At 67.2% G+C, this 21,301-nt stretch carries 19 protein-coding genes, 1 other RNA gene and 1 pseudogene; 11 read left to right on the top strand and 10 right to left on the bottom strand.

The annotated features are described in order from the left end of the window. Positions 1-63: 63 nt before the first annotated feature. The 3 genes from AMD14_RS04950 to AMD14_RS22840 form a co-directional block, all read right to left on the bottom strand. Positions 64-1,245, bottom strand: a complete 1,182-nt coding sequence (locus AMD14_RS04950) for a UbiH/UbiF family hydroxylase (protein ID WP_003487463.1) — start codon at positions 1,243-1,245, stop codon at positions 64-66. Further along, positions 1,242-2,450, bottom strand: a complete 1,209-nt coding sequence (ubiH, locus tag AMD14_RS04945; RefSeq protein ID WP_003487462.1) for a 2-octaprenyl-6-methoxyphenyl hydroxylase — start codon at positions 2,448-2,450, stop codon at positions 1,242-1,244. Before ubiH ends, AMD14_RS04950 begins: the two co-directional genes overlap by 4 nt. A gap of 134 nt (positions 2,451-2,584) precedes the next feature. Then, positions 2,585-2,662, bottom strand: a non-coding RNA gene (locus tag AMD14_RS22840) — sX9 sRNA. Positions 2,663-2,790: 128 nt separating this feature from the next. Between AMD14_RS22840 and AMD14_RS04940 the strand changes: the two genes are divergently transcribed. The 11 genes and pseudogenes from AMD14_RS04940 to AMD14_RS04895 all read left to right on the top strand — a co-directional run bounded on the left by AMD14_RS04940 (position 2,791) and on the right by AMD14_RS04895 (position 13,231). Then, positions 2,791-3,369, top strand: coding sequence for a hypothetical protein (locus AMD14_RS04940; RefSeq protein WP_011050586.1), 579 nt, complete (start codon positions 2,791-2,793; stop codon positions 3,367-3,369). A gap of 3 nt (positions 3,370-3,372) precedes the next feature. After that, complete coding sequence (locus AMD14_RS04935; RefSeq protein ID WP_005921106.1) at positions 3,373-3,930, top strand: cob(I)yrinic acid a,c-diamide adenosyltransferase; 558 nt, start codon at positions 3,373-3,375, stop codon at positions 3,928-3,930. A 38-nt stretch (positions 3,931-3,968) separates the two neighbouring features. Continuing rightward, positions 3,969-4,880 (top strand): histone deacetylase family protein, encoded by a 912-nt coding sequence (locus tag AMD14_RS04930; RefSeq protein WP_011050585.1) that lies wholly within the window; start codon positions 3,969-3,971, stop codon positions 4,878-4,880. 32 nt (positions 4,881-4,912) lie between these two features. Beyond that, positions 4,913-5,722, top strand: a complete 810-nt coding sequence (locus AMD14_RS22835; RefSeq protein ID WP_005918793.1) for a hypothetical protein — start codon at positions 4,913-4,915, stop codon at positions 5,720-5,722. Positions 5,723-5,809: 87 nt separating this feature from the next. Next, positions 5,810-5,983 (top strand): annotated as a pseudogene (locus AMD14_RS04925) (histone deacetylase family protein); the annotation flags it as partial. A gap of 128 nt (positions 5,984-6,111) precedes the next feature. Then, positions 6,112-8,553: an LPS-assembly protein LptD gene (gene lptD / locus AMD14_RS04920; RefSeq protein WP_005910647.1), complete on the top strand. Its 2,442-nt coding sequence runs from the start codon at positions 6,112-6,114 to the stop codon at positions 8,551-8,553. Continuing rightward, entirely contained in the window at positions 8,550-9,941 is a 1,392-nt protein-coding gene (locus AMD14_RS04915; protein WP_003487453.1) for a peptidylprolyl isomerase, read from the top strand. Before lptD ends, AMD14_RS04915 begins: the two co-directional genes overlap by 4 nt. 19 nt (positions 9,942-9,960) lie before the next feature. Continuing rightward, positions 9,961-10,932: a 4-hydroxythreonine-4-phosphate dehydrogenase PdxA gene (gene pdxA, locus AMD14_RS04910; protein WP_011050582.1), complete on the top strand. Its 972-nt coding sequence runs from the start codon at positions 9,961-9,963 to the stop codon at positions 10,930-10,932. 117 nt (positions 10,933-11,049) lie between these two features. Then, on the top strand, positions 11,050-11,838 hold the full coding sequence (gene rsmA, locus AMD14_RS04905; RefSeq protein ID WP_003487450.1) for a 16S rRNA (adenine(1518)-N(6)/adenine(1519)-N(6))-dimethyltransferase RsmA: 789 nt from the start codon (positions 11,050-11,052) through the stop codon (positions 11,836-11,838). 36 nt (positions 11,839-11,874) lie between these two features. Continuing rightward, positions 11,875-12,258: a Co2+/Mg2+ efflux facilitator ApaG/CorD gene (gene apaG, locus AMD14_RS04900; protein WP_003487449.1), complete on the top strand. Its 384-nt coding sequence runs from the start codon at positions 11,875-11,877 to the stop codon at positions 12,256-12,258. 28 nt (positions 12,259-12,286) lie between these two features. Further along, positions 12,287-13,231, top strand: coding sequence for a symmetrical bis(5'-nucleosyl)-tetraphosphatase (locus AMD14_RS04895; RefSeq protein ID WP_003487447.1), 945 nt, complete (start codon positions 12,287-12,289; stop codon positions 13,229-13,231). 176 nt (positions 13,232-13,407) lie between these two features. On the opposite strand, the gene AMD14_RS04890 is transcribed toward AMD14_RS04895, so the two are convergent. From AMD14_RS04890 to AMD14_RS04865, 7 genes are read right to left on the bottom strand one after another with little or no spacing between them, the layout of a single operon-like run. Then, positions 13,408-14,883, bottom strand: coding sequence for an ATP-binding cassette domain-containing protein (locus AMD14_RS04890; protein ID WP_230598903.1), 1,476 nt, complete (start codon positions 14,881-14,883; stop codon positions 13,408-13,410). Between the two features lie 42 nt (positions 14,884-14,925). Next, the gene (locus AMD14_RS25465) at positions 14,926-15,057 is read right to left on the bottom strand and encodes a hypothetical protein (protein ID WP_011050580.1); all 132 of its coding nucleotides are present in this window, start codon (positions 15,055-15,057) and stop codon (positions 14,926-14,928) included. Further along, positions 15,054-15,938, bottom strand: a complete 885-nt coding sequence (locus AMD14_RS04885; protein ID WP_003487441.1) for an ABC transporter permease — start codon at positions 15,936-15,938, stop codon at positions 15,054-15,056. The genes AMD14_RS25465 and AMD14_RS04885 overlap by 4 nt, the downstream gene beginning before the upstream one ends. Then, complete coding sequence (locus AMD14_RS04880) at positions 15,935-16,912, bottom strand: ABC transporter permease (RefSeq protein WP_005925814.1); 978 nt, start codon at positions 16,910-16,912, stop codon at positions 15,935-15,937. Before AMD14_RS04880 ends, AMD14_RS04885 begins: the two co-directional genes overlap by 4 nt. After that, a complete protein-coding gene (locus AMD14_RS04875) occupies positions 16,909-18,543 on the bottom strand; it encodes an ABC transporter substrate-binding protein (RefSeq protein ID WP_005921091.1) in 1,635 nt (544 codons plus the stop codon). Before AMD14_RS04875 ends, AMD14_RS04880 begins: the two co-directional genes overlap by 4 nt. Then, complete coding sequence (locus tag AMD14_RS04870) at positions 18,540-20,000, bottom strand: LLM class flavin-dependent oxidoreductase (protein ID WP_003487435.1); 1,461 nt, start codon at positions 19,998-20,000, stop codon at positions 18,540-18,542. Before AMD14_RS04870 ends, AMD14_RS04875 begins: the two co-directional genes overlap by 4 nt. Then, a complete protein-coding gene (locus AMD14_RS04865) occupies positions 19,997-21,289 on the bottom strand; it encodes an acyl-CoA dehydrogenase family protein (protein WP_003487433.1) in 1,293 nt (430 codons plus the stop codon). Before AMD14_RS04865 ends, AMD14_RS04870 begins: the two co-directional genes overlap by 4 nt. Between the last annotated feature and the right edge of the window lie 12 nt (positions 21,290-21,301).

Here is a 21,301-nt window from a genome sequence, read left to right as displayed (position 1 = left end):
AAAGGCATATCAAGGCATGACAGGCAGCCGCCGACGCCGATTGCGGCGGCTGGCGCGATTGGCTCACGCGCCGCCGGAGGCGCGCTTCCACAGCACATCGACCAACGGCGGCAACTTGCCGGCCAGGCCCAATACCGATCCGCGCAACAACGTCAGGTGCATTTCGTCGTTGGAAAACACCGTATTGATCGCATCGAAGCCGTAGGCGGCAACGGTGTTCTCGCTGCGCCGGGTACGTGCCCAGCGTTGCAGGCGATGCGGCGCGGCCCAATCGGCACGTTTGGCCATCGCCTCGCGCACGCTCTGCCGCAACGCCGCCACATCGCGCAGGCCCAGGTTGACGCCCTGCCCGGCCAGCGGATGCACCACATGCGCGGCATCGCCCAGGGTCAGCACGCGGCCGCTGACGTACTGCTGCACCAATTGCCGTTGCAGCGGGAAGGCGGTGCGTGCCGACACCACGCGTACCTCGCCCAGGCGCGCCGCGAAGGCCTGGGTCAACTCCCGCGAGAAATCGGCATCGTCCAGCGCCAGCACGCGCTCGGCGTCGGCATCCGGCAAGGTCCACACGATCGAACTGCGGCCATCGGCGAACGGCAGGAAGGCCAGCGGCCCGGTCGTCAGGAAGCGCTGCCAGGCGGTGGCCTGATGCGGGTGTTCGGTTTCCACGAAGGCGACCACGCCGCGCTGTGCGTAGGCATGCCGGGAGACCGGCAGCCCGGCGAGTTCGCGCAGGGTGGATGCTGCACCATCGGCGGCAATGGCCATTGCCGCTTCCAGCCGGCTGCCATCGTCCAGGCGCAGGCGCACGCTGGCAGCGTCCTGCTCCAGCTCGACCACGCGTGCCGGGCAATGCACTTGGATGCCGGCCGCATGCACGGCGGCCCACAAGCGGTCCACCAGCACGTCGTTTTCGATGATCCAGCCCAGTTGCTCGCGTCCCAGCGTGTCGGCATCGAAGCCCAGCTCTCCGCCTCCGCCAGCATCCCAGACCCGCATGCGCCGGTAAGGCTGCACGCGGGCGGCACGCACCGCATTCCACACGCCCAGGCTGTCGAGCAACGCGGCGTTGTCGGCGGCGAAGGCATAGACGCGCAGATCGGGTTGATCGGCGTGCCAGCGTGCAGGCTCGCGCCCTTCGACCAGGGCAACGCTCAGCCCGGCATCGTTCAACGCCAGCGCGCAGGCCGCGCCGACAACGCCGCCGCCGACGATCACGGCCTCGCGCGTGCTGCGCCGGCTCATGCGCTGCTCCGGCACAGTTGCGGCACATCGCCACGGAAGCCCATGGCACCGCCCACCAGCATCGATTGCAGCGGGGCCGCCTGCGAGGTCGCAAACAAGCCCAGGCTACGCAACGGCCGCAGCAACGGCGCCGGGTTGCCGGTGAGCCGCGCCAGACCGCTGGAAAACCCGATGGTGTGCTCGCGGTCCACCCGCCGCCGCGCCAGATACTCGGCCAGCAACGCACCGGCACCGGCATCGCTGCGATCGTGCTCGATCAATTCGGCCAGCGTCAGCGCATCGCGCAACCCCAGGTTGAAACCCTGTGCGCCGATCGGATGCAGCGTCTGCGCCGCATTGCCCAGCAGCACCACGCGTTCGGCGATGAGGCTGTTGGCCAGCACCTGCACCAGCGGATAGGCACTGCGCTCGCCGCTGGCGACCAAGCGCCCGGCACGCCAGCCGGCTGCTCGCTGCAGGCGGGCCAGCCAGCCGGCGTCGTCGAGCGCAGCCACGGCTTCGGACTCGGCGCGCGCCACGCAATGGATCGCGCCGTAATGGCGGTCGCCGCGCGGCAACAGCGCGGTTGGCCCATGCTCGCCAAAACGCTCCCAGGCCGTGCCATCGGGCGGTCGTGACGCACGCACGCGCGCCACGAACAGGGTCTGCAGGAAATCGTGGGCATCGGTACCGATATGCAGCAGCTCGCGCACCGCGCTATGGCTGCCGTCGGCGCCGACCACCAGTTTGGCCTGCACACGTTGCTCGCCCGCATCGGTGGCCAGGCGCACCGCGCGCAGATCGTCCTGCACCGGCTCTATGCCGATGCACCGCGCAGGCCGGTAACGGCGCAGATGGGTCAGTTCGTCCAGACGCGTTTGCAAGGCATCGCCGAAGTCGCGTGCCACCACCACCTGGCCGAAGGCGTCGCGGCCATAATCGGCCGCGTCCAGTTGCACGCGGCCGAAGTCCCCGGCGCGGCTGACATGGATGCGCCGGATCGGCCCGGGCGGGCTGCGCAGCTTGGCCATCACCCCGAGCGCACCCAGCGCGTTCACGGTGGCCGCGGCGAAACTGAGGTTGCGTTGATCAAACACTGCCGGCGGCGCACCGGCCGGAGTGGCCTCCACCAGCCCGACATCCAGGCCGAGGCGGTCCAGCGCAATCGCGAGGCTGGAGCCGACCAGGCCGCCGCCAACGATCAGAACGTCATGGGGATGTGTCATTCCCACATGATAAGCCTTCGCCCCCTGCGCGTTGCCGCCGGAGGGCGGGACATCTTGCCGCGCCCGCTGCCGCCTGCACCTTGCATGGCTTGCGCGCACTGCAGGGCTTCACGCCTTCCCCGAACGCATGCAGCCGCTGGCAAGACCTGGCGAGCAGTCGCCAGGCGGGCGTTGACGGCGCACCCAGAAACGGCGATGCAGGCGTGGTGCAGGCCGATTCCGGGCGCCGGCCACGCCCGCTTGGCACTGCGCAGTCGTTCTGCAGCTGCCGTGACCCAAGCCGCGGGCAGCACCACTTCCACGCTACACTCCAGGGCCTGTAATCCGGCCCGCTTCGCGCATGACTTCTCGTTCGCACGACACCCTGATTCTGAGTCTGCTCGCCGTGTTGATGGCGGCCACGCGGATCAATCACTTCGCGCCGGTTCCGGATGCGTCCTGGGCGGTGTTCTTCATCGGCGGATTTCATCTGGCTGCGCGCACCAAGCTGGCATTTCCACTGCTGATGCTGCTGGCCGTGGCGGTGGACTGGCTGGTGATCACCGGCCAGGGCCTGAGCTTCTGGCAGCACTACTGCGTGTCGCCGGCGTACTGGTGCCTGGTCCCGGCGTACTTCGCGCTGTGGGCCGGCGGCGTATGGCTGCGCCGGCACTACCATGGCGCACAGTGGAGCGCGCTGGCGCGGCTGGTGCCGGCCCTGCTGATCGCCGTGGCGCTGTGCCAGCTGATCGCCCAGGGCAGTTTCTACTGGATCAGCGCCAGCGTGGCCGACCCGACCGTGGCCGGCTGGTTCAAGAATTACACCGACTGGCTGGGGCCATATCTGCGCAGTGCCGCGCTGTACGTGGCGGCAGCCGCGGTGATCCAGGTGGCTGCCGAGCGTCTGTCCGCACCGCGTCGCCAGCCCTACGCCGGCTAAGCCATGGGCAACCGTCTCTCTCGTATCTATACGCGGACCGGCGACGACGGCAGCACCGGCCTGGGCGACGGCAGCCGGACCGGCAAGGATGCGTTGCGCGTCAACGCCTACGGCACCGTGGACGAAGCCAATTCGGCGATCGGCGTGCTGCTGGCCGCACCCGGCGTGCCGGAGCCGATCGCCGCACTGCTGACCACCGTGCAGCATCAGTTGTTCGACTTGGGCGGCGAGCTCTGCATCCCCGGCCACGCGGCCATCGACGCGACCGACATCCAGGCGCTGGAGACGCAGCTGGACGCCTTCAACCAGACGCTGCCCGCACTGCAGGAATTCATCCTGCCGGCCGGTGGCGAGGCCGCCGCGCGCTGCCATCTGGCCCGCACCATCGTGCGCCGGGCCGAGCGCGAGACCGTTGCGCTGTCGCGCCAGGAAGCGGTGCGCAGCGAGGCGATCGGCTACCTCAACCGCTTGTCCGACCTGCTGTTCGTGCTGGCGCGCGTGCTGGCGCGTGCCGATGGTCGGCAGGAAGTCCTGTGGCGGCACGACCGCCGACGCGGTTGAGCATGCGCCCGGGTCGGCGCAGAGGCTAGAGTTGCCCCATGTTGGTCTTTACCCATCCCGCCTGCCTCGGTCACGACGCCGGCCCTGAGCACCCGGAAAGCCCCGCCCGCCTGGAAGCGGTGGTCCAGGCCCTGCGCGGCGCATTCCCGGATCTGGACTGGCGCGAAGCGCCGTTGGCCAAGCTGGGCGACCTGTGCCGCGTGCACGAGCGCGAGCAGGTGGATGCGGTACTGGAAACCGCCTTCGACGGCTATCGTCAGCTGGACGTGGATACGCGCATGGTGCCGGCCTCGCGCGCGGCCGCCTTGCGCGCCGCCGGCGCCGGTATCGCCGCCGTCGATGCGGTGATGCAGGACCAGACCCGCACCGCCTTCTGCGCCGTGCGTCCGCCCGGTCACCACGCCACCGCACAGGTGTCGATGGGATTTTGCCTGTTCAACAACATCGCCGTGGCCGCCGCCCATGCGCGCGACCGGCATGGGCTGGAGCGCATCACCATCGTGGATTTCGACGTCCATCACGGTAACGGCACCCAGGCGATCTTCGAACGCGACCCCGCCGTGCAGTACCTGAGCACCCACCAGTCCGGGCTGTATCCGCATTCGGGCAGCGTCTACGAGCGCGGCGTCGGCAATATCCACAACCTGCTGCTGCCACCGGGCAGCGATGGACTGCGCTTCCGCAATGTCTGGGAAGACGAGATGCTGCCGCTCGTCGATGCCTTCCGCCCGCAGTTGATCCTGATCTCCGCCGGCTTCGATGCGCATCTGCGCGACCCACTGGCCGACCTGATGCTGGACGACGACGATTTCGCCTGGCTCACCGGCGCGCTGCGCACCCTGGCCGACCGCCATGCACGCGGCCGCGTGGTCTCGATGCTGGAGGGCGGCTACGACCTGCAGGCGCTTGCAGAATGCTCAATTGCTCATGTTAGAGTTCTCTTGCAGTAAACCACTCTCAATTTACTTTTAAAGGATAAAAAGTGAGAAAGTTGAATATTGTATTGGGTCTAGCAGCTACGATTGCATGTGGGCAAGTCAATGCCCAAATGCTGCGCGCAAACTTCCCGGGCCAGCTCAACCAAGGGAATCGACTAGTCCCAGAAGAAACCCTGACGTCGCCCAATGGCGCATATTCACTCAAATTTCTTGCTGATGGCTCATTAAGGCTCTATAGAAACTCAGATAATAGGCAGACATGGGTGGCAAGTAGCGGCCAAGTATCTCAAGGAGACTCCTTTAGCTTTTTACCTACGGGCGCAACCGGAACAAGGCCATCAAGGTGCGCTGGCCTGCAAAAAAATGGCGCATCTGGCGGATCTCTGTTCAGAACATGCGCTCCGTCCTCGGTTGTAGGGATGGTTCAGGACGCTTACTTTGCAGTTCAAGATGATGGAAATTTGGTGGTCTATGGTTTCGGCCCGGCCTGGAGAGCCACTGGCGAATTTCCAAACGGGCTAGATGGAATAGCTTTTCCTCCTGGAACAGTTTTTACTAAAGGTAGCAGCTTTCAGACATCCAACGGATCTGCACGACTTGATTTCACTGCTTCAGGGAATCTAGAGCTTTATGCTGGCGGCTCTCTTAAATGGCAATCTGGGACAGCAGGATCAGGAGAGAATGCAGTCATGCAAGGCGACGGGAATTTTGTAATATATAATTCTGCAGGTAGTCCCGTTTGGTCCACTGGCACACAGGGAACAGATCCGTACTTGTCGTTAAGCACTAATGGGGCACTTGCTGTTTTATTTAGAGTTAGCGGCAGAAATGGCGTTCTTTGGTCACTGAGATAGGATAAACGAGACTGAGATAGACTCATACAACGCCTTGAAACCATAGAGGCGTTGTATGTACAGCAATGAATTTAAGTGTTGGCATCCGACCCACTGGCCGACCTGATGCTGGACGACGACGATTTCGCCTGGCTCACCGGCGCGCTGCGCACCCTGGCCGACCGCCATGCACGCGGCCGCGTGGTCTCGATGCTGGAGGGCGGCTACGACCTGCAGGCGCTGCGCGAAAGCAGCGTGGCGCACGTGGCAGCGCTGCGCTGAACCCCGGCCGGGGCGCCGGTCGCGCCACCGGTGGCGATGAACCTCGCCCACCCGGCGCCGGCGCTCTTCATTGCCCCTATGCGGGGTATGCGGCAAGCTAGTCGCCATTTTATTGGTTGAACCCACGCGTGCGCCGAGCTCTCCGCCTGCTGCCCCTGCCTTTGAGCATCGCCATCTGCCTCCCGGCCATGGCTGCCGACAAGCCGTTGAACTGGGGACTGTGCCCGGCCGTAGACCCGCTACCCGGCTTCGACGGCGCCCCTGCCGCCGACCCCAAGGCGGCCGAAATGCGCCAGCAGTTGCCGACCGACATCGAAGGCGACCAGCTCTCCGGCACCAGCACCACCCCGCAATACCAAGGCAATGTTGCGTTGAAGCGCGGCGACCAGTTCCTGGGTGCCGACAACCTGCGCATGGACACCGAAACGGGCAACTACATCGCCGAAGGCAATGTCCGCTACCAGGACACCTCTTTCCGCATGGTCGCCGACCGCGCCGAAGGCAATCAGGATACCGACACCCACAAGGTCACCAACATCCAGTACCAGTTGGTGGAGCGCCGCGGCAATGGCGACGCCGAATCGGTGGACCTGCAGGGCCAGGTCGGGCAAATGCATCGATCCACGTACACCACCTGCGACCCCTCGCAGCCGATCTGGCGCGTTCGCGCGCCGGAGATCGACGTCGACAACGAGGAAGGTTTCGGCACTGCACGCAACGCGGTGCTGCAGATCGGCAAGGTGCCGGTGCTGTACTTCCCGTGGTTCAAGTTCCCCATCGACGACCGCCGCCAGACCGGCCTGCTGTTTCCGCAATTCGGTTTGTCCGGTCGTAACGGCTTCGATTACCTGCAGCCGATCTATCTGAACCTGGCGCCGAACTACGACGCCACGTTGCTGCCGCGCTACATGAGCAAGCGCGGTTTCATGTTCGGCACCGAATTCCGTTACCTGTACGAAGGCGGTCGCGGCGAAGTCACCGGCAATTACCTGCCCAACGACAAGTTGCGCGACAAGGACCGCGGCAGCGTGTTCTACAGCGGCTACCACAACGTCAACACCCACTGGCAGGCGCGCAGCAGCATCTCCTGGGTCAGCGACACGCGCTACGTCGAAGATTTCACCAGCCGTCTGAACGGCATGGGCTCGGCTTCCAGTCTGCAGAGCACCGTGGGCATCTACGGCACCGGCGAAACCTGGACCGCAGGCCTGATGGCCGACCGTTGGCAGCTCACCGACTACACGCTGGACGAGCAGGCCCTGCCCTATAACCGGCAGCCGCGCGCGTATTTCACCTGGGAAAAGCCGTTTGGCATTTTCGAGGCGGGCGTCTACGCCGAAGCCGTGCGTTTCACCCATGACGACTCCTACTTCGTCCAGCCTCCGAGCCCCAGCGCTCCAGGCGAAACAAACAACCGCGACGATAACGACGAGTACGTCCGTACCAATATCCGCAACAAGGAATATGGCAGCGGCGCGCGCCTGGACGTCAAGCCGTATATCTCGATGCCGCTGTCGGGCGCAGCGTGGTTCTTGACGCCCACCGTGGCATGGCGCTACACCGCGTACCAACTGGATTCCACGCTTGCCAACACCGCACCGCTGACCGGCAATCGCACCCCGTCGCGCAGCCTGCCGATCGCCTCGCTGGACGCCGGCCTGTATTTCGATCGCGAAACCTCGCTGTTCGGCACCAACTATCTCAATACGTTGGAGCCGCGCATGTACTACCTGTACGTGCCATACCGCGACCAGGACGATCTGCCGGTGTTCGACACCCGTCCGTTCACCTTCAGCTACGGCCAGCTGTTCCGCGACACCCGCTACACCGGTGCCGACCGCCAGAACGATGCCAACCAGCTGACCCTGGCGGTGACCTCGCGTTGGCTGCGCCAGGACGATGGCCGCGAAAAGCTCTCGCTGAGCGCGGGCCAAATCCTGTACTTCAGCGACTCGCTGGTGACCATCAACAACAGCAACAACTCGGCGGCCGGCAGCGAGCAGACCGTCGAGCAGGGCAAGTCGGCCTGGGTGGCCGACGCCAACTACATGATCAACGACCGCTGGTCGATGGGCGCCACCTACCAGTGGAACCCGAACTCGCGCAAGGAAGATCTGGCCAGCCTGCGCACGCGCTATCTGCTCAACAACGACGGCATCATCAACCTGGCGTATCGCTACCGTCGCAACCTCACCGACAACAGCGACCAGCTCAAACAGGCCGATTTCTCCTTCCTCTACCCGATCAACCCCAGCTGGAGCGCGGTCGGTCGGTATTACTACTCGCTTCTGGACCGCAAGCCGCTGGAAATCATCGGTGGCGTGCAATGGGACAGCTGCTGCCTGGCGGTACGCGGACTGGTGCGCCGATTCGTGCGCAACCGCGATGGCGAGATGGACAACTCGATCCAGATAGAGTTCGTGCTGAAGGGCTTGAGCTCGTTCGGGCAGAACACGGACCGCACTTTGCGCCGTGCTATTCTCGGCTATTACCGCGACGACCTCTACCTGGTCCCGCCCAGCAACACCACGACCAATCCGGACGATTACGATCCGAACCTGATTCCATGACCAAGCCTTTCTCTGTTGTTCTCGCCTCGCTGCTGGCCATCACCAGCACGGTTTCGCCGTTGGCCTCGGCACAGCAATCCCAGCCGCTGGATCGCATCGCTGCCATCGTCGACGAAGACGTGGTGCTGCAGAGCGAGCTCGATCGCGCCGTACGCAACGTCAAGTCGCAGTACGCCGGTCGCGAAAACCAGCTGCCGCCAGACGATGTGCTGCAGCGCCAGGTCCTTGAGCGCTTGGTGCTGGTCAAGTTGCAGGTCAGCCGCGCCGATGGCAACGGTATCCGCGTCAGCGACGAGGAGCTCAACCGCGCCATCGCCAGCATCGCCCAGCAGAACGGCACGACCGTGGATGGCTTGCGCCAGAAGCTGGCGGCCGACGGCATGGGCTACGCCGATTTCCGCGCATCGGTGCGCGACGAGATCATCGTGCAGCGCCTGCGCCAGAGCTTCGCGCAGAGCCGCATCAGCGTGAGCGAAGGCGAGGTGGATACCGCGCTGGCCCAACAGGCCGCCACCGGTAGCCAGTACCACCTGGCGCACATCCTGATCGGCTTGCCGGAAGGCGCAAATGCCGAGCAGATCGCCACCGGCCAGAAGAAGGTCGATGGCGTCAAAGCCTTGATCGACAAGGGCGAGCTGGATTTTTCGGCCGCTGCGGTGCGTTATTCCGATAGCCCCAATGCGCTGGAAGGTGGCGATCTGGGCTGGCGCAGCCTGGATGAAATTCCCAATGCATTCGCGCAGCTGATCCGCGACATGCAGCCTGGCCAGGTGGCCGGACCGCTGCGCGGCCCGAGCGGCTTCCAGCTGCTCAAGCTGGTGGAAATGCGCGACGCCAATGCCGGCGGCGAAAAGAAGATGGTCACCGAGTACCACGCACGCCACATCCTGGTGCGGATCGGCGACAACCAGACCGAGGCGCAGGCCAAGGCCAAGATCGATACGATTCGCGCACGCATCGTCGGTGGCGCCGATTTCCAGGCGACGGCCAAGGAGTCCTCAGAGGACACCAACAGCCGCGGCCAGGGTGGCGATCTGGGCTGGTTCCCAGCCGACGCGTTCGGCCCGGACTTCGGCAAGCAGGTCGAAAGCTTGACCGACGGCGCGGTCTCCGAGCCCTTCCGTACCCAGGCGGGCTGGCACATCGTGCAGCGCGTCGGCAGCCGCCAGACCGACGTCAGCGCCGAGAATCAGCGCGCGCAGGTGCGCGAAACCATCGGTCGCCGCAAGCTGGAAGAAGAGTACAACCGCTATCTGCAGGAACTGCGTGGCGAAGCGTATGTGAGCTACCGCACCGGCGACCGCGCCGATGACAACGCCACTGCCGCTCCAGCCAAATCGCCAGACCCTGCAGCGCCCTCGCCGCCGCCGGCAAAGCCGACGCGCTGAGGGCGGGCGCCCGGATCGCATGATGGTCCCGTCGCTCGCGCTGGTGCCAGGCGAGCCGGCCGGAATCGGGCCGGAACTCTGCGTCCGGCTTGCCCAGCAGCCGCGCTCGGACGCGCATCTGATTGCCTACGCCGACCCAGATACCCTGCACAGCGCCGCAACGGCGCTGTCGTTGCCCGTGCGGCTGCTCGAGCCCGACCAGCCCGCACGCGCGCCCGGCGACCTGCCGCTGCATCCCATTCGCCAAGCCGTGGCCACGCGCTTCGGCGCACCTGACCCAGCCAATGCCGCAGCGGTGATCGCCGGCCTGCGCAGCGCCGCGGCCGACTGCCTCGCCGGCCGCCTGCAGGGAATCGTCACTGGCCCGGTGCACAAGGCAGCGATCAACGCCGGCGGCATTGCCTACACCGGCACCACCGAACTGCTGGCCGAACAAGCCGGTTGCCCGGTGGTGATGATGCTGGCCAACAGCATCGTGCGCGTCGCGCTGGTGACGACCCATCTGCCGCTGCGTGCGGTGGCCGATGCGATCACGGCCGATGCCCTGCTGCAGTGTCTGCGCATCACCCATGCAGCGATGCAGCGCGACTTCGGCCTGGAGCACCCGCGCATCGCCGTGCTCGGCCTCAACCCGCATGCCGGCGAAGATGGTCACCTGGGCCGCGAGGAACTGGATATCGTCATTCCGGCGCTGGAGCAACTGCGCGGCGAGGGCATGCAGCTGATCGGCCCGCTGCCGGCGGATACCGCCTTCTTGCCGCAGAAACTGCGTGGTTTCGACGCGGTGGTGGCGATGTATCACGACCAAGGCCTGCCGGTGCTCAAGTACAGCGGCTTCGAGCAGGCGGTGAATATCACCCTGGGCCTGCCCTACCCGCGCGTGGCGGTGGATCACGGGACCGCGCTGGAACTGGCCGGCCGCGGAATCGCGGACCCCTCCAGCCTGATGGCGGCCACTGCGTTGTGCGCGCGATTGGCGGCGCGCCGCTAAAACCACGCGTGCCTGCTCGCTGCGGGCATGCCGCATGATGCACGCCGCCTATCCGCCAAGCGCGGTGCGCGCGCAAACGACACCGCGTGCAGGCGCGGCCTCCGTTAAACTGCGCAGATGAATTCTTCTTTCAGCGCACCGGCCAAGAAGTCGCTTGGCCAGCACTTTCTTGCCGACCGGTATTACATCGACCGCATCGTGCAGGCGGTAGACCCGCGCGCCGGCCAGCATCTGGTCGAGATCGGCCCGGGCCAGGGTGCCATCACCTTTCCGTTGCTGCGCAAGCATGGCGCGCTGACCGTCATCGAATTCGATCGCGACCTGATCGCGCCGTTGACCGAAGCCGCGGCACCGATCGGCGCATTGCGCATCATCCACCGCGATGTGCTCAGCGTGGATTTCACTGCACTGGCCGATGGCACGCCGATCCGCCTGGTCGGCAACCTGCCCTACAACATTTCCTCGCCGATCCTGTTCCATGCGCTGGACCATGCCGCTGCCGTGGCCGACATGCACTTCATGCTGCAAAAGGAAGTGGTCGACCGCATGGCCGCCGGCCCCGGCAGCAAGGTGTACGGACGGTTGAGCGTGATGCTGCAGGCGTATTGCGAGGTGACTGCGCTGTTCGTAGTGCCGCCGGGCGCATTCCGGCCGCCGCCGAAGGTGGACTCGGCAGTGGTGCGGCTGGTGCCGCGCGATCCGGCCACGGTGCTGATCAACGACCGCCGCCGCTTCGCCGATGTGGTGCGCGCCGGGTTCGGGCAGCGCCGCAAGACCCTGCGCAATGCCTTGTCCGCCATTTGCGAACCGGCCCACTTCGACGCTGCGCAGGTGCGCCCGGATGCACGCGCCGAACAACTTGAGGTCGCCGATTTCATCCGGCTGGCCAATGTCGAGCTGGCTTGAGCGCCGTTCCCACACCGTTTTATTTAGACTTTCGCCATGCAAGATGATCCGCGCTACCGGGTCGAGGTCGAGGTATCGCCCCGCTTCCTCGCCCATCAATCCACCCCGGACGAAGGCCGCTATGCCTTTGCCTACAGCATCCGCATCCAGAATGCGGGCGCGGTGCCTGCGCGCCTGGTCGCGCGCCATTGGCAGATCACCGATGGCAACGGACGCACCGAGCAGGTGGATGGCGAAGGGGTGGTCGGCGAACAGCCGTGGCTGCGCCCGGGCGAAGCGTTCCATTACACCTCTGGCGTACTGCTGGAGACCGAGCAGGGACAGATGCAAGGCCACTACGACATGGTGGCCGACGATGGCACCGAATTTATCGCCCCGATCGCCGCCTTCGTGCTGAGCGTGCCCAGGACGCTGCACTGATGGATGCTGGAGTGAGGGAGCGCGCGCAATGAGTGTCTGGGCCATCGGCGATCTGCAAGGGTGCTACGACATCACCCAGCGGTTGCTGGAGAAGATCAATTTCGACCCCGCCCAGGACACGCTGTGGTTCTGCGGCGATCTGGTCAACCGCGGCGGGCAGTCGCTGGAAACCCTGCGCCTGGTGCATTCCTTGCGCGCGCACAGCGTGGTGGTGCTGGGCAATCACGACCTGTCGCTGCTGGCGATCGGCGCGCGCTCGGAAGAAGAGCAGCGCAAGGTCAACCCGGATCTGCTGCGCATCGTGATGGCCGAAGATCGCGATGCGCTGCTGGACTGGCTACGCATGCAGAAGCTGGCGCACGTGGACCGCGAACTGGGCTGGATGATGATCCACGCCGGGCTGGCGCCGAAGTGGACCACGCAGATGGCCGAAAAGCATGCACGCGAGGTCGAGCAGCAACTGCAGGGCGGCGGCTATCGCAAGCTGCTGCGCAATATGTACGGCGATCAGCCCGGCTGGTCGCCGGGCCTGAGCGGCTATGACCGTAGCCGCGCCATCATCAATCTGTTCACCCGCATGCGCTATTGCACTCCGCGTGGGCGCATCGCCACCGACGACAAGGGAACGCCGGGCACGCAGGCGCAGGGCCTGTATCCATGGTTCGAAGTGCCGGGACGGGTCGAGCGCGACCTGAAGATCGTCTGCGGGCATTGGTCCGCGCTGGGCCTGACGATCACCCAGGGCGTCCATGCGATCGATACCGGTGCGGTCTGGGGCGGCAAGCTGACCGCGTTGCAGCTGGATACCGACGAACTACGGGTGGTGCAGGTGCCGGGAAATCCGATCACGCATCCGCCGAAAACCGCGCAGCGCCCGCGGCAACCGCGTCGCCGGCAGCGGCAGCGTGGTGGCGACCAAGCGCAGACCGGGCCCGCTCCGACACCGGCATCGACCGGTCCAGCCGGCGGCTGATCCGGCGCTCTGGCGAGCGCTATGCCGTCGCGCCGCCTGCCCGGCACGGGAGTGCTGGGCGGCTTGCAGGCGATACCGCCTATCGGCCGGGTGCGGCCGCAGCTGCCGCGTTGTGCGTTGCACGTTGCAACGGCGCCGGTCGCCCGGGCCGCTCCGGACGCAATGCCGGCCGCCTGTCAGGCCTGCCGCAATGCGTCGACTGGCGCTGGCAGACGCGGCATCGCCGCCAGCAACGCACGCGTATAGGCCGCACGCGGCTGTGCGAACACCTGCTCGGCCGGTCCCGCCTCCTGGACCTGTCCGTGCCGCATCACCAGGATGTCGTGACTGACCTGACGGATCACGCCGAGGTCGTGCGAGATGAAGAGGTAGGCCAGCCCCAGGTGTGCCTGCAGATCGGCCAGCAGGTCGAGCACCTGCGCCTGGACCGATACGTCGAGTGCCGACACCGCTTCATCCAGCACGATCAGGCGCGGCTCGGTGGCGATGGCGCGCGCGATCGCCACGCGCTGGCGCTGGCCACCGGAGAGCTGCAGCGGGAAGCGGTCGGCCAGCGCGGTACCGAGCCGTACCAGTTCGAGCAGCTCGGCGATCCGGGCGCGCTGTGCAGCACGCGGCAGGCCGACCGCATCCAGCGCGTCGCCGAGAATGCGGGCCACCGTCCAGCGGGGGTCGAACGAACTCAGCGGATCCTGGTAGACCGCACTGATCGCACGCCGCCACGGCCGACGTTGCGCTTCGGACACGCGTGCGGCGGCGCTGCCGATCCAGGGCCGGCCGTTCAGCCGTACCTCGCCTGCATCCGCCTCGGTCAGCCCCAGAATCAGCCGTGCCAGGCTGCTTTTGCCGGAACCGGATTCGCCGACCACCCCCAGCGTGCGCCCGGCCTGCAACACCAGATCGACCCCATCGACAGCCAGACGCGCCTCGCCATCCGGACCGCGATAGGCCTTGCGCAAGCCGCGCACCTCCAGCAACGGCGGTGTCGGTGCGTTGGCGGGCTCTGCACTGGCCAGGGCAGTCGCAACGCGCGGCCCGCGGCCGCCGGGAATTGCCGCGAGCAGCGCACGCGTATAGGCATGAGCCGGCCGCTGCAGCACCTGCGCGATCGGCCCCTGCTCGACCACCTCGCCGTGGCGCAGTACCACCACCTCGTCGGCCAGTTGCGCCACCAGCGCCAGATCATGGCTGATGACCAGCAATGCCCCACCGCGTCGCTTGATCGCCTGCAAGGCCGCCAGCACCTGCACCTGCACGGTGGCGTCCAGTGCGGTGGTCGGCTCGTCGGCGATCAGAATGCCGGGTGCGTTGGCCAGCGCCGAGGCGATCAACGCGCGTTGGCGCAATCCGCCGGAAAGCTGGTCCGGGCGTTGGCGTGCGCGCAAGGCCGGTTCCGGCACACCGGCTTGTTGCAGCAGCTCCAGCACCCGTTCGCGACGGCGTGCGCGATCGCCCCAGCCGTGTGCGGCCAATGCTTCCTCGATCTCGCGGCCGACCGGGCGCAACGGGTCCAGCGATACCAGTGCGTCCTGCAGAACGAAGCCGATGTCCTTGCCGCGTAACTCCTGCCATTGCCGCTCGCTGTAGCCGCGCAGATCGCGGCCGGCATGCGCCAGCACGCGTGCGCTGACCTGCGCGTGCGCACCGGCCAGGCCGACCAGGCTGCGCGCACTGACGCTCTTGCCCGAGCCGGATTAGCCGACCAAGGCCACCGCACGCCCCGGCGCCAGGCTGAAGGACAGTTCGCGCACCACCGTGAGCGCAGGCTGGCCGGGGCGTGCGAACGTGACGGTGAGGCCATCCACGCGCAGCAGCGGCGTGCTCATGGGCTGCGTCCTTCCAGACGCCGCTGCAACCAGCGTCCGAGCACGCTGGTGGACAGCGTGGTGAGCACGATGAACACGCCGGGGAAGAAGCTCATCCACCAGGCCAGGGCGACGAAGTCGCGCCCCACCGACAGCAGGGTGCCCCACTCCGCCGCCGGTGGCGGCTTGCCCAGCCCGAGAAAACTCAGTGCCGACGCCCACACGATGATCTGGCCCACGCCCAGGGTGACCGTGACCAGCAGCGGCCGCATCGCATTGGGCAGGATGTGCCGCAGCACGATCCGCCACGGCCCATGGCCAAGCACGCGCGCCGCTTCCACGTAGCCGGAACCGCGCACCGTCAGCACCTGCGCACGCACCATGCGTGCATAGCCGGGCGCACAGCCCAGACCGGTGGCCACGATCACCGGCCCCAGCCCGGCCCCGAACACCGCGACCAGCAGCAAGGCCAATACCAGCGACGGAAACGCGAACAGCACGTTCAAGGCAGCGCCGATGCAGCGATCGAGCAACCGCCCGCCGAGCCCGGCGGCCAGCCCCAAGACGATGGCCACACTCATCGCCAGGGCGGTGGCGGCCACGCCGATCGCCAGCGATTCACGCGCGCCGTAGACCACGCGTGCCCACAGATCGCGGCCGGAAGCATCGGTGCCGAACCAGTGCGCCCAGCTCGGCGCCTGGAACGCCTGCCGCGGCGCCACCGCCAGCGGGTCGGCGCCGGCGAACAGGGCTGGCGCCAGCACCAGCGCGAGCAGCAAGCTGAGAAAGGCAGCCGCCAACGCGGGCCCGGGAGGCAGCGCGATCAGCCAGCGCAGTGCGCCACGGACACGCGCGCACAGCGCGCAGGGAGGGAGCGCACGAGACAGCGTTGCGGTATTCATCGGGACTCTCCGGACAGACGCGGATCGACCAATCGCTGCAGGGCGTCGATCGACAGGTTGGCGATCACATAGACCGCCGCGATGAACAACACGATGCCCATCGCCAGCGGCAGATCCTGCGCCTGCACCGCGTAGAACAGCTGCCGGCCAACGCCTTTGCGCGAGAAGATCACCTCGGTGACCACCGCACCGCTGATGGTGGCGCCGATTGCCCAGCCGGACAGACTCAGCCCCGGCAGCAAGGCGTGCCGCAGGGCGTGACGCAGGCGGACGGCCCCCTCGCCCAGGCCGCGGGTGCGCGCCGACAACACGAACGGCTGTTCCAGCGCCAGCGCCATCGACTCGCGGGTGACCTGCGCCAGGAAGCCGGCCAGCGGCAACGCCAGCGTCAGTGCCGGCAGGATCAGGCTGCGCAGACCATCGCTGCCGGCCGGCGGCAGCACCCGCAGGCCGAACGCGAACACGGCCAGTAACACCAGTCCGAGCCAGAACTGCGGCAATGCGGCCGACACCGTTTCGAGCGTGGAAAACAGCCGGTCGCGCCAGCCGCGGCGCACGCTCGGCAGCACCGACGCCAACGCCAGCAGCCAGGCCAGCAGCAAGGCTGCGCCAGTCAGCTGCAGGGTCGCCCCGGCCTGCTCGCGCAGCACCTGCACCACCGGCAGGTGCTGGGAATAGGAGGTGCCCAGGTCGCCTTGCACCAGCCGGCCCAGGTGCGCCACGTACTGCCGGAGCAATGGCTGGTCGAGCCCGTACTCGCGGCGTACCGCGGCCAGCGTCTCGGCGGTTGGATTCGCGCTGGAGCCGCCCAGGATCGCCAGCGCCGGATCGCCCGGCATCAACCGCAACACCAGGAACAACAACGTGGCCGCAGCCCACAGCACCAGCGCCGCACCGAGCAGATGCGTTGCCAGCGCGCGCAGCTGGCGCAGCCATGGGGCATGGCGGAGTCTCTCGCTCGCAATCGCGTTCATTTGCTCACCCAGGCGTCGTACAGCGTGGTGACCTGCAGCGCTGGCTCCAGCGCCACGCCGTGCGCGGTCTTGTAGATGCCCAGCCGCGTGCTCTGCGGATAGGTGGTGAGTTGCAGGAACTGGCCGGACGCGATGCGCTGGGCCTGGTGGTAGAGCTGCGCACGCTGCTGCGGGTCCTGGGTGGCCAGCGCCTGCGCCACCACCGCATCGAACTGCGCATCGGCAAAGCCTGCGCCATTCTGGTGGAAGCCGCCCTTGCCGCCGACCGGGGCCAGGAATTGCGAGCCGAAGATGATCCGCAGCACGTCGGCGGTATTGGTGTTCCAGTAGCCCACGCGCACGTCGTAGTCCCAGGCTGCCTGGCGCTGCTGCAAGAGCGCGTCGCTGAGCAGGTGCAGCCGTACCTCGAAACCGGTGCCGCGCGCGGTGGCCTGCACCTGCTCCCACAGCGTCTGTTCGGCCGGCCAGGTCTGGCTGCGCATCAGCACATCCACGCTCAGGCGGCGGCCGTTCTTGCTGCGATAACCGGCGCCATCGCGCCGGGTCCAGCCGGCCTGATCGAGCAGGCGGTTGGCGCGTGCCGGGTCGTAGTCGGCGGCGTGTTCGAAGTCGGCGCTGTAGAACGGCGTGCCGGGACTGAGCGGGCCGCCGGCGCGCGCGAATTCGCCGAAGAACACGCTCTGCAAGGCGCCCTCGACATCGGCCGAGCGCAGGAAGGCCTCACGCACGCGGATATCGTCGAACGGCGCGCGGGTCAGGTTGAGCGTGCCGTTGGTGGGGTTGCCGGGCCGATTGGCGACCAATAGCGAGAGCTCGGGATTGATGCGCGCCGGCGCGTGCGCTTCGGGCGGCAGGGTGTCGATGACATCGACCTCGCCAGCCTGCAACGAGGCGAAGCGTACCGACGGTTCGGCGATGAATTTCCACACCACCCGATCCAGATAGGCCGGGCCGTTGTGGCGGGCGGTCGGCGGCGCCCAGGCATACTCCGGATTGCGCACCAGCACCAGCTGGTTCTGGCGGTCCCAGCGCTCCACCTTGAACGGCCCGGAGCCGACCGGCTGCTGACAGTTCTGCTCGCGCGAACGGGCCAGCGCGGCCGGCGACTGCAAGCCGAGAAACCCCTGCGCCATGACTTCCAGAAATGCCGCGTACGCACTGTCGAGATGCACGATTGCGGTATGCGTATCGACGATCTCGGTGCGGCGGTACTGGCGGATGTAGCCGCCGGCGGTGCTGGACTGGGTATGCGGATCGGCGATGTGGTCCAGGTTGGCCTTGAGCGCTTCGGCGGTGAACGGCGTGCCGTCGCTGAAGCGCACGTCCTCGCGCAGGTGGAAGGTGTAGGCGGTCCCGTCGGCGGAGACCTCCCAACTGCGCGCCAGCCACGGCCCGATCCGGCCCCGCGCATCCATCGATACCAGAGAATCGAGGTATTGGCGGGCCACGAACACCTGCGGCATGTCTCCCTGCACATGCGGGTCCAGGCAGGTGGGCTCGCGGTCGGTGGCGTAGATCAGCGTGCCGCCCTGGCGCGGAGCGGTGCCGGCGGCACCCGCCGACGCCGCGGGTTGCTGGCGACAGCCGGCCAGTGCCAGCACCGCCAACGCCACGCCGAGCGCCGCCTTCATCCGCCGCTCCCGGCTGCCGCCAACGGCGCCGGAAACCGCAGCGGCGGCGGTGGCACCTTGAGATTGGCGGGGTCGCGATAACGCGCACCGAAATGATCGTCCGGCAAGCGTGCCTGGCCTGCGCCGAACAGCCGTTCGCGCAGCGTCTCGCCATCGCGATACGTCTGGCGGAAGCGACCGCGCCGGCGCAGTTCCGGCACCACCAGTTCGATGAAATCGCGTGCGGTCTCGAACGACAGATACTGGCGCAGGTTGATGCCGTCGATGTCGTCTTCGTCGAGCCAGCGCTCGATGGTGTCGGCCACGCCGGTCGGCGTGCCGGCAACGAAATACCGCTCGCGGTCGAACGCCTCCAGCCGCGTCAGCACCTGTCCGACCGTCCACTGCGGGTCGAAGCCGGCCAATACGCCACGGCCGATCCCGCTGGCGCTGCCCTTGCCGCGCCCGCCGACGATCTCGCCGATTACCAGATCGCGAGGATAGGCAAGCAGATCGATGTCCGACTGCGCGTGCACCAGGCCGCCGCGCACGCTCATCAGCGCGCGGTAGCTGTCGAGTTTGGCCGCGACCTCTGCATCGGTCCGGCCGACGATCACCCCGGCCTGCACCACGAACCGGATCGCGCGCGGATCGCGCCCCTGCGCTTCCACGCGCGCGCGGGTCTTGGCGATATTGGCGCGCACGTCGGCGGCGGTCAGCCCGCCGGTGAACACCACTTCGGCATGCCGCGCGGCGAATTCCAACCCGGCCGCCGAGCCGGAAGCCTGGAACAGCAGCGGCGTGCGCTGTGGCGAGGGCTGGCTCAGATGCGGGCCGGCGACCTTGAAGTAGGCGCCGTGGTGATCGATCTGGCGCACCTTGGACGGATCGGTGTAGATGCGCCGCTCACGGTCCTGGATCACCGCATCGTCGTCCCACGAGCCTTCCCACAGCTTGTACAGCACGTCCAGATATTCATCGGCGATCTCGTAGCGTTGATCGTGCGGCACCTCGCCTTCCAGGCCGAAGTTGCGTGCCGCATTGGGCAGGTAGGAGGTCACGATGTTCCAGCCGACCCGGCCGCGGGTCAGGTGATCGAGGGTGCTCATGCGCCGTGCGAACGCGAACGGCGGCTCGTAGGTGGTGGAGAAGGTCGCGCCGAAGCCCAGATGCCTGGTCACCTGCGCCATCGCCGGGATCAACAGCAGCGGATCGTTGCTGGGAATCTGCACCGCCTCTTCCAGCGCGGCCTTCGCACCGTGCCCGAAGCTGTCGTAGGCGCCGATCACATCGGCCAGAAAGATGCCGTCGAAGGTGCCGTATTCCAGCAGCTGTGCCAGCTCGGTCCAGTACTCCAGATCGTTGAACCGGTGCCGGTTGTTGTCCGGATGCGCCCACATGCCGTGCACGATGTGACTGACGCAGTTCATTTCGAACAGGTTGACGTGCAATTGTTTGGGGTCGGCATTGCCGCTCATGCAGTCGCTCCCGTCGACACGCTCGCATCTGCGCCGGCCGCACTCTGGGATGTGGTGCCGGCGAACCACGCCTCGCGTGGACGACGACCGTTCAATCGCCAGTCGCCAAGCGCACGTTCGCGCAGGATCGCCGGGTTATGCGAGGCGATGGTGCGCGCGTTGCGCCAATGCCGGTCCAGCGCACGCTCACGCGCGGTCGCCGAGGCGCCACCGACCTCGAAGACCAGCGTGCTGGCCTCCAGCACCAGTGGCAACACCACCTGCTGGCCGTGATAGGCGGCCAGATCGGCGGCGATGTAATCGGCCTCTGACGCGGTGCCGGCATGATGCGCGAGGTGGGCCTGCTGCAACGAGACGCCGACCTGCTCCACCACCGCGTCTGCAGCGAAGGCCAGGCTCGACAAGCGGCCGACCACCCGCTGCACCAGTGGATCGTCGGCCGGCCGCGTTTGCCCGGGCACGCCGAATACGCGGGTGCGGGCGCGCACGAATTCCACGCCATCGCGCAGCACCGCACGCGCGATCCCGGTCAAGGTCGCCAGGTGCACGCTCTGGTAGAACGCGGTGAGATAGTTGTCCGGCCGCGCCTGCCCGGCGGGATGCCGGTGCAGCACATGCTCGTCCTGCAGCCGCACCGCCCTGAAATGGGTGCTGCCGCTGCCGGTCAGGCGCTGGCCGAAGCCGTCCCAATCGTCGATCCGCGTCACCCCCTGAGCATCGGCAGGCACCGCGAGCGCGAGCTGGTCGCCACCGTCCACGGCGGCCGCCAGGATCCAGTCGGCGTAGAGCGTGCCGGTGGAATAGAACTTCTCGCCATCCAGCTGCCAATGCGCCCCGTCGCGACGCAGCGTCAGCGTGTTCTCGGTGGCCGGGCCGCGCTCGGCCATGGCCGCCCCGAAGAGCGCGCCGGCGGCCACGCGCGGAAACCAGCGCGCGCGTAACGCCGCATCGTCTGCAGTACTGCCGTACAGGCCTTCCACGAAGCCGAAATGCGCACGCAGGATCTGCGGCAGATTGGAATCGGCTTCGCCGAGCCGGGCCAATAGTCGCAACAGCTGCGGCAGGCTCGCACCGAGGCCGCCGTGGGCCTGCGGCACGCGCACGGCGCCGAAGCCGGCCGCCCGCAGCCAGGCAACCGGCTCATGGGCCAGGATGCGCTCGCGCTCGCGCGCCAGTGCGCCCTCGGCGATGCGCGCAAACACCGGATCGAAGCGCTGCGCCAGCGCCGCATCGGTCGGCGCGCCGAGCTGCGGCGACGTATCGGAGGGAAAGACAGCTTGAGCATTCATGGGGAGCTCCAA

The organism is Xanthomonas citri pv. citri (assembly GCF_000961215.1).
Classification (GTDB): domain Bacteria; phylum Pseudomonadota; class Gammaproteobacteria; order Xanthomonadales; family Xanthomonadaceae; genus Xanthomonas; species Xanthomonas cissicola.
Note: the sequence above shows the minus strand (reverse complement) of the source record. Positions and strands in the feature narration are given on the sequence as shown.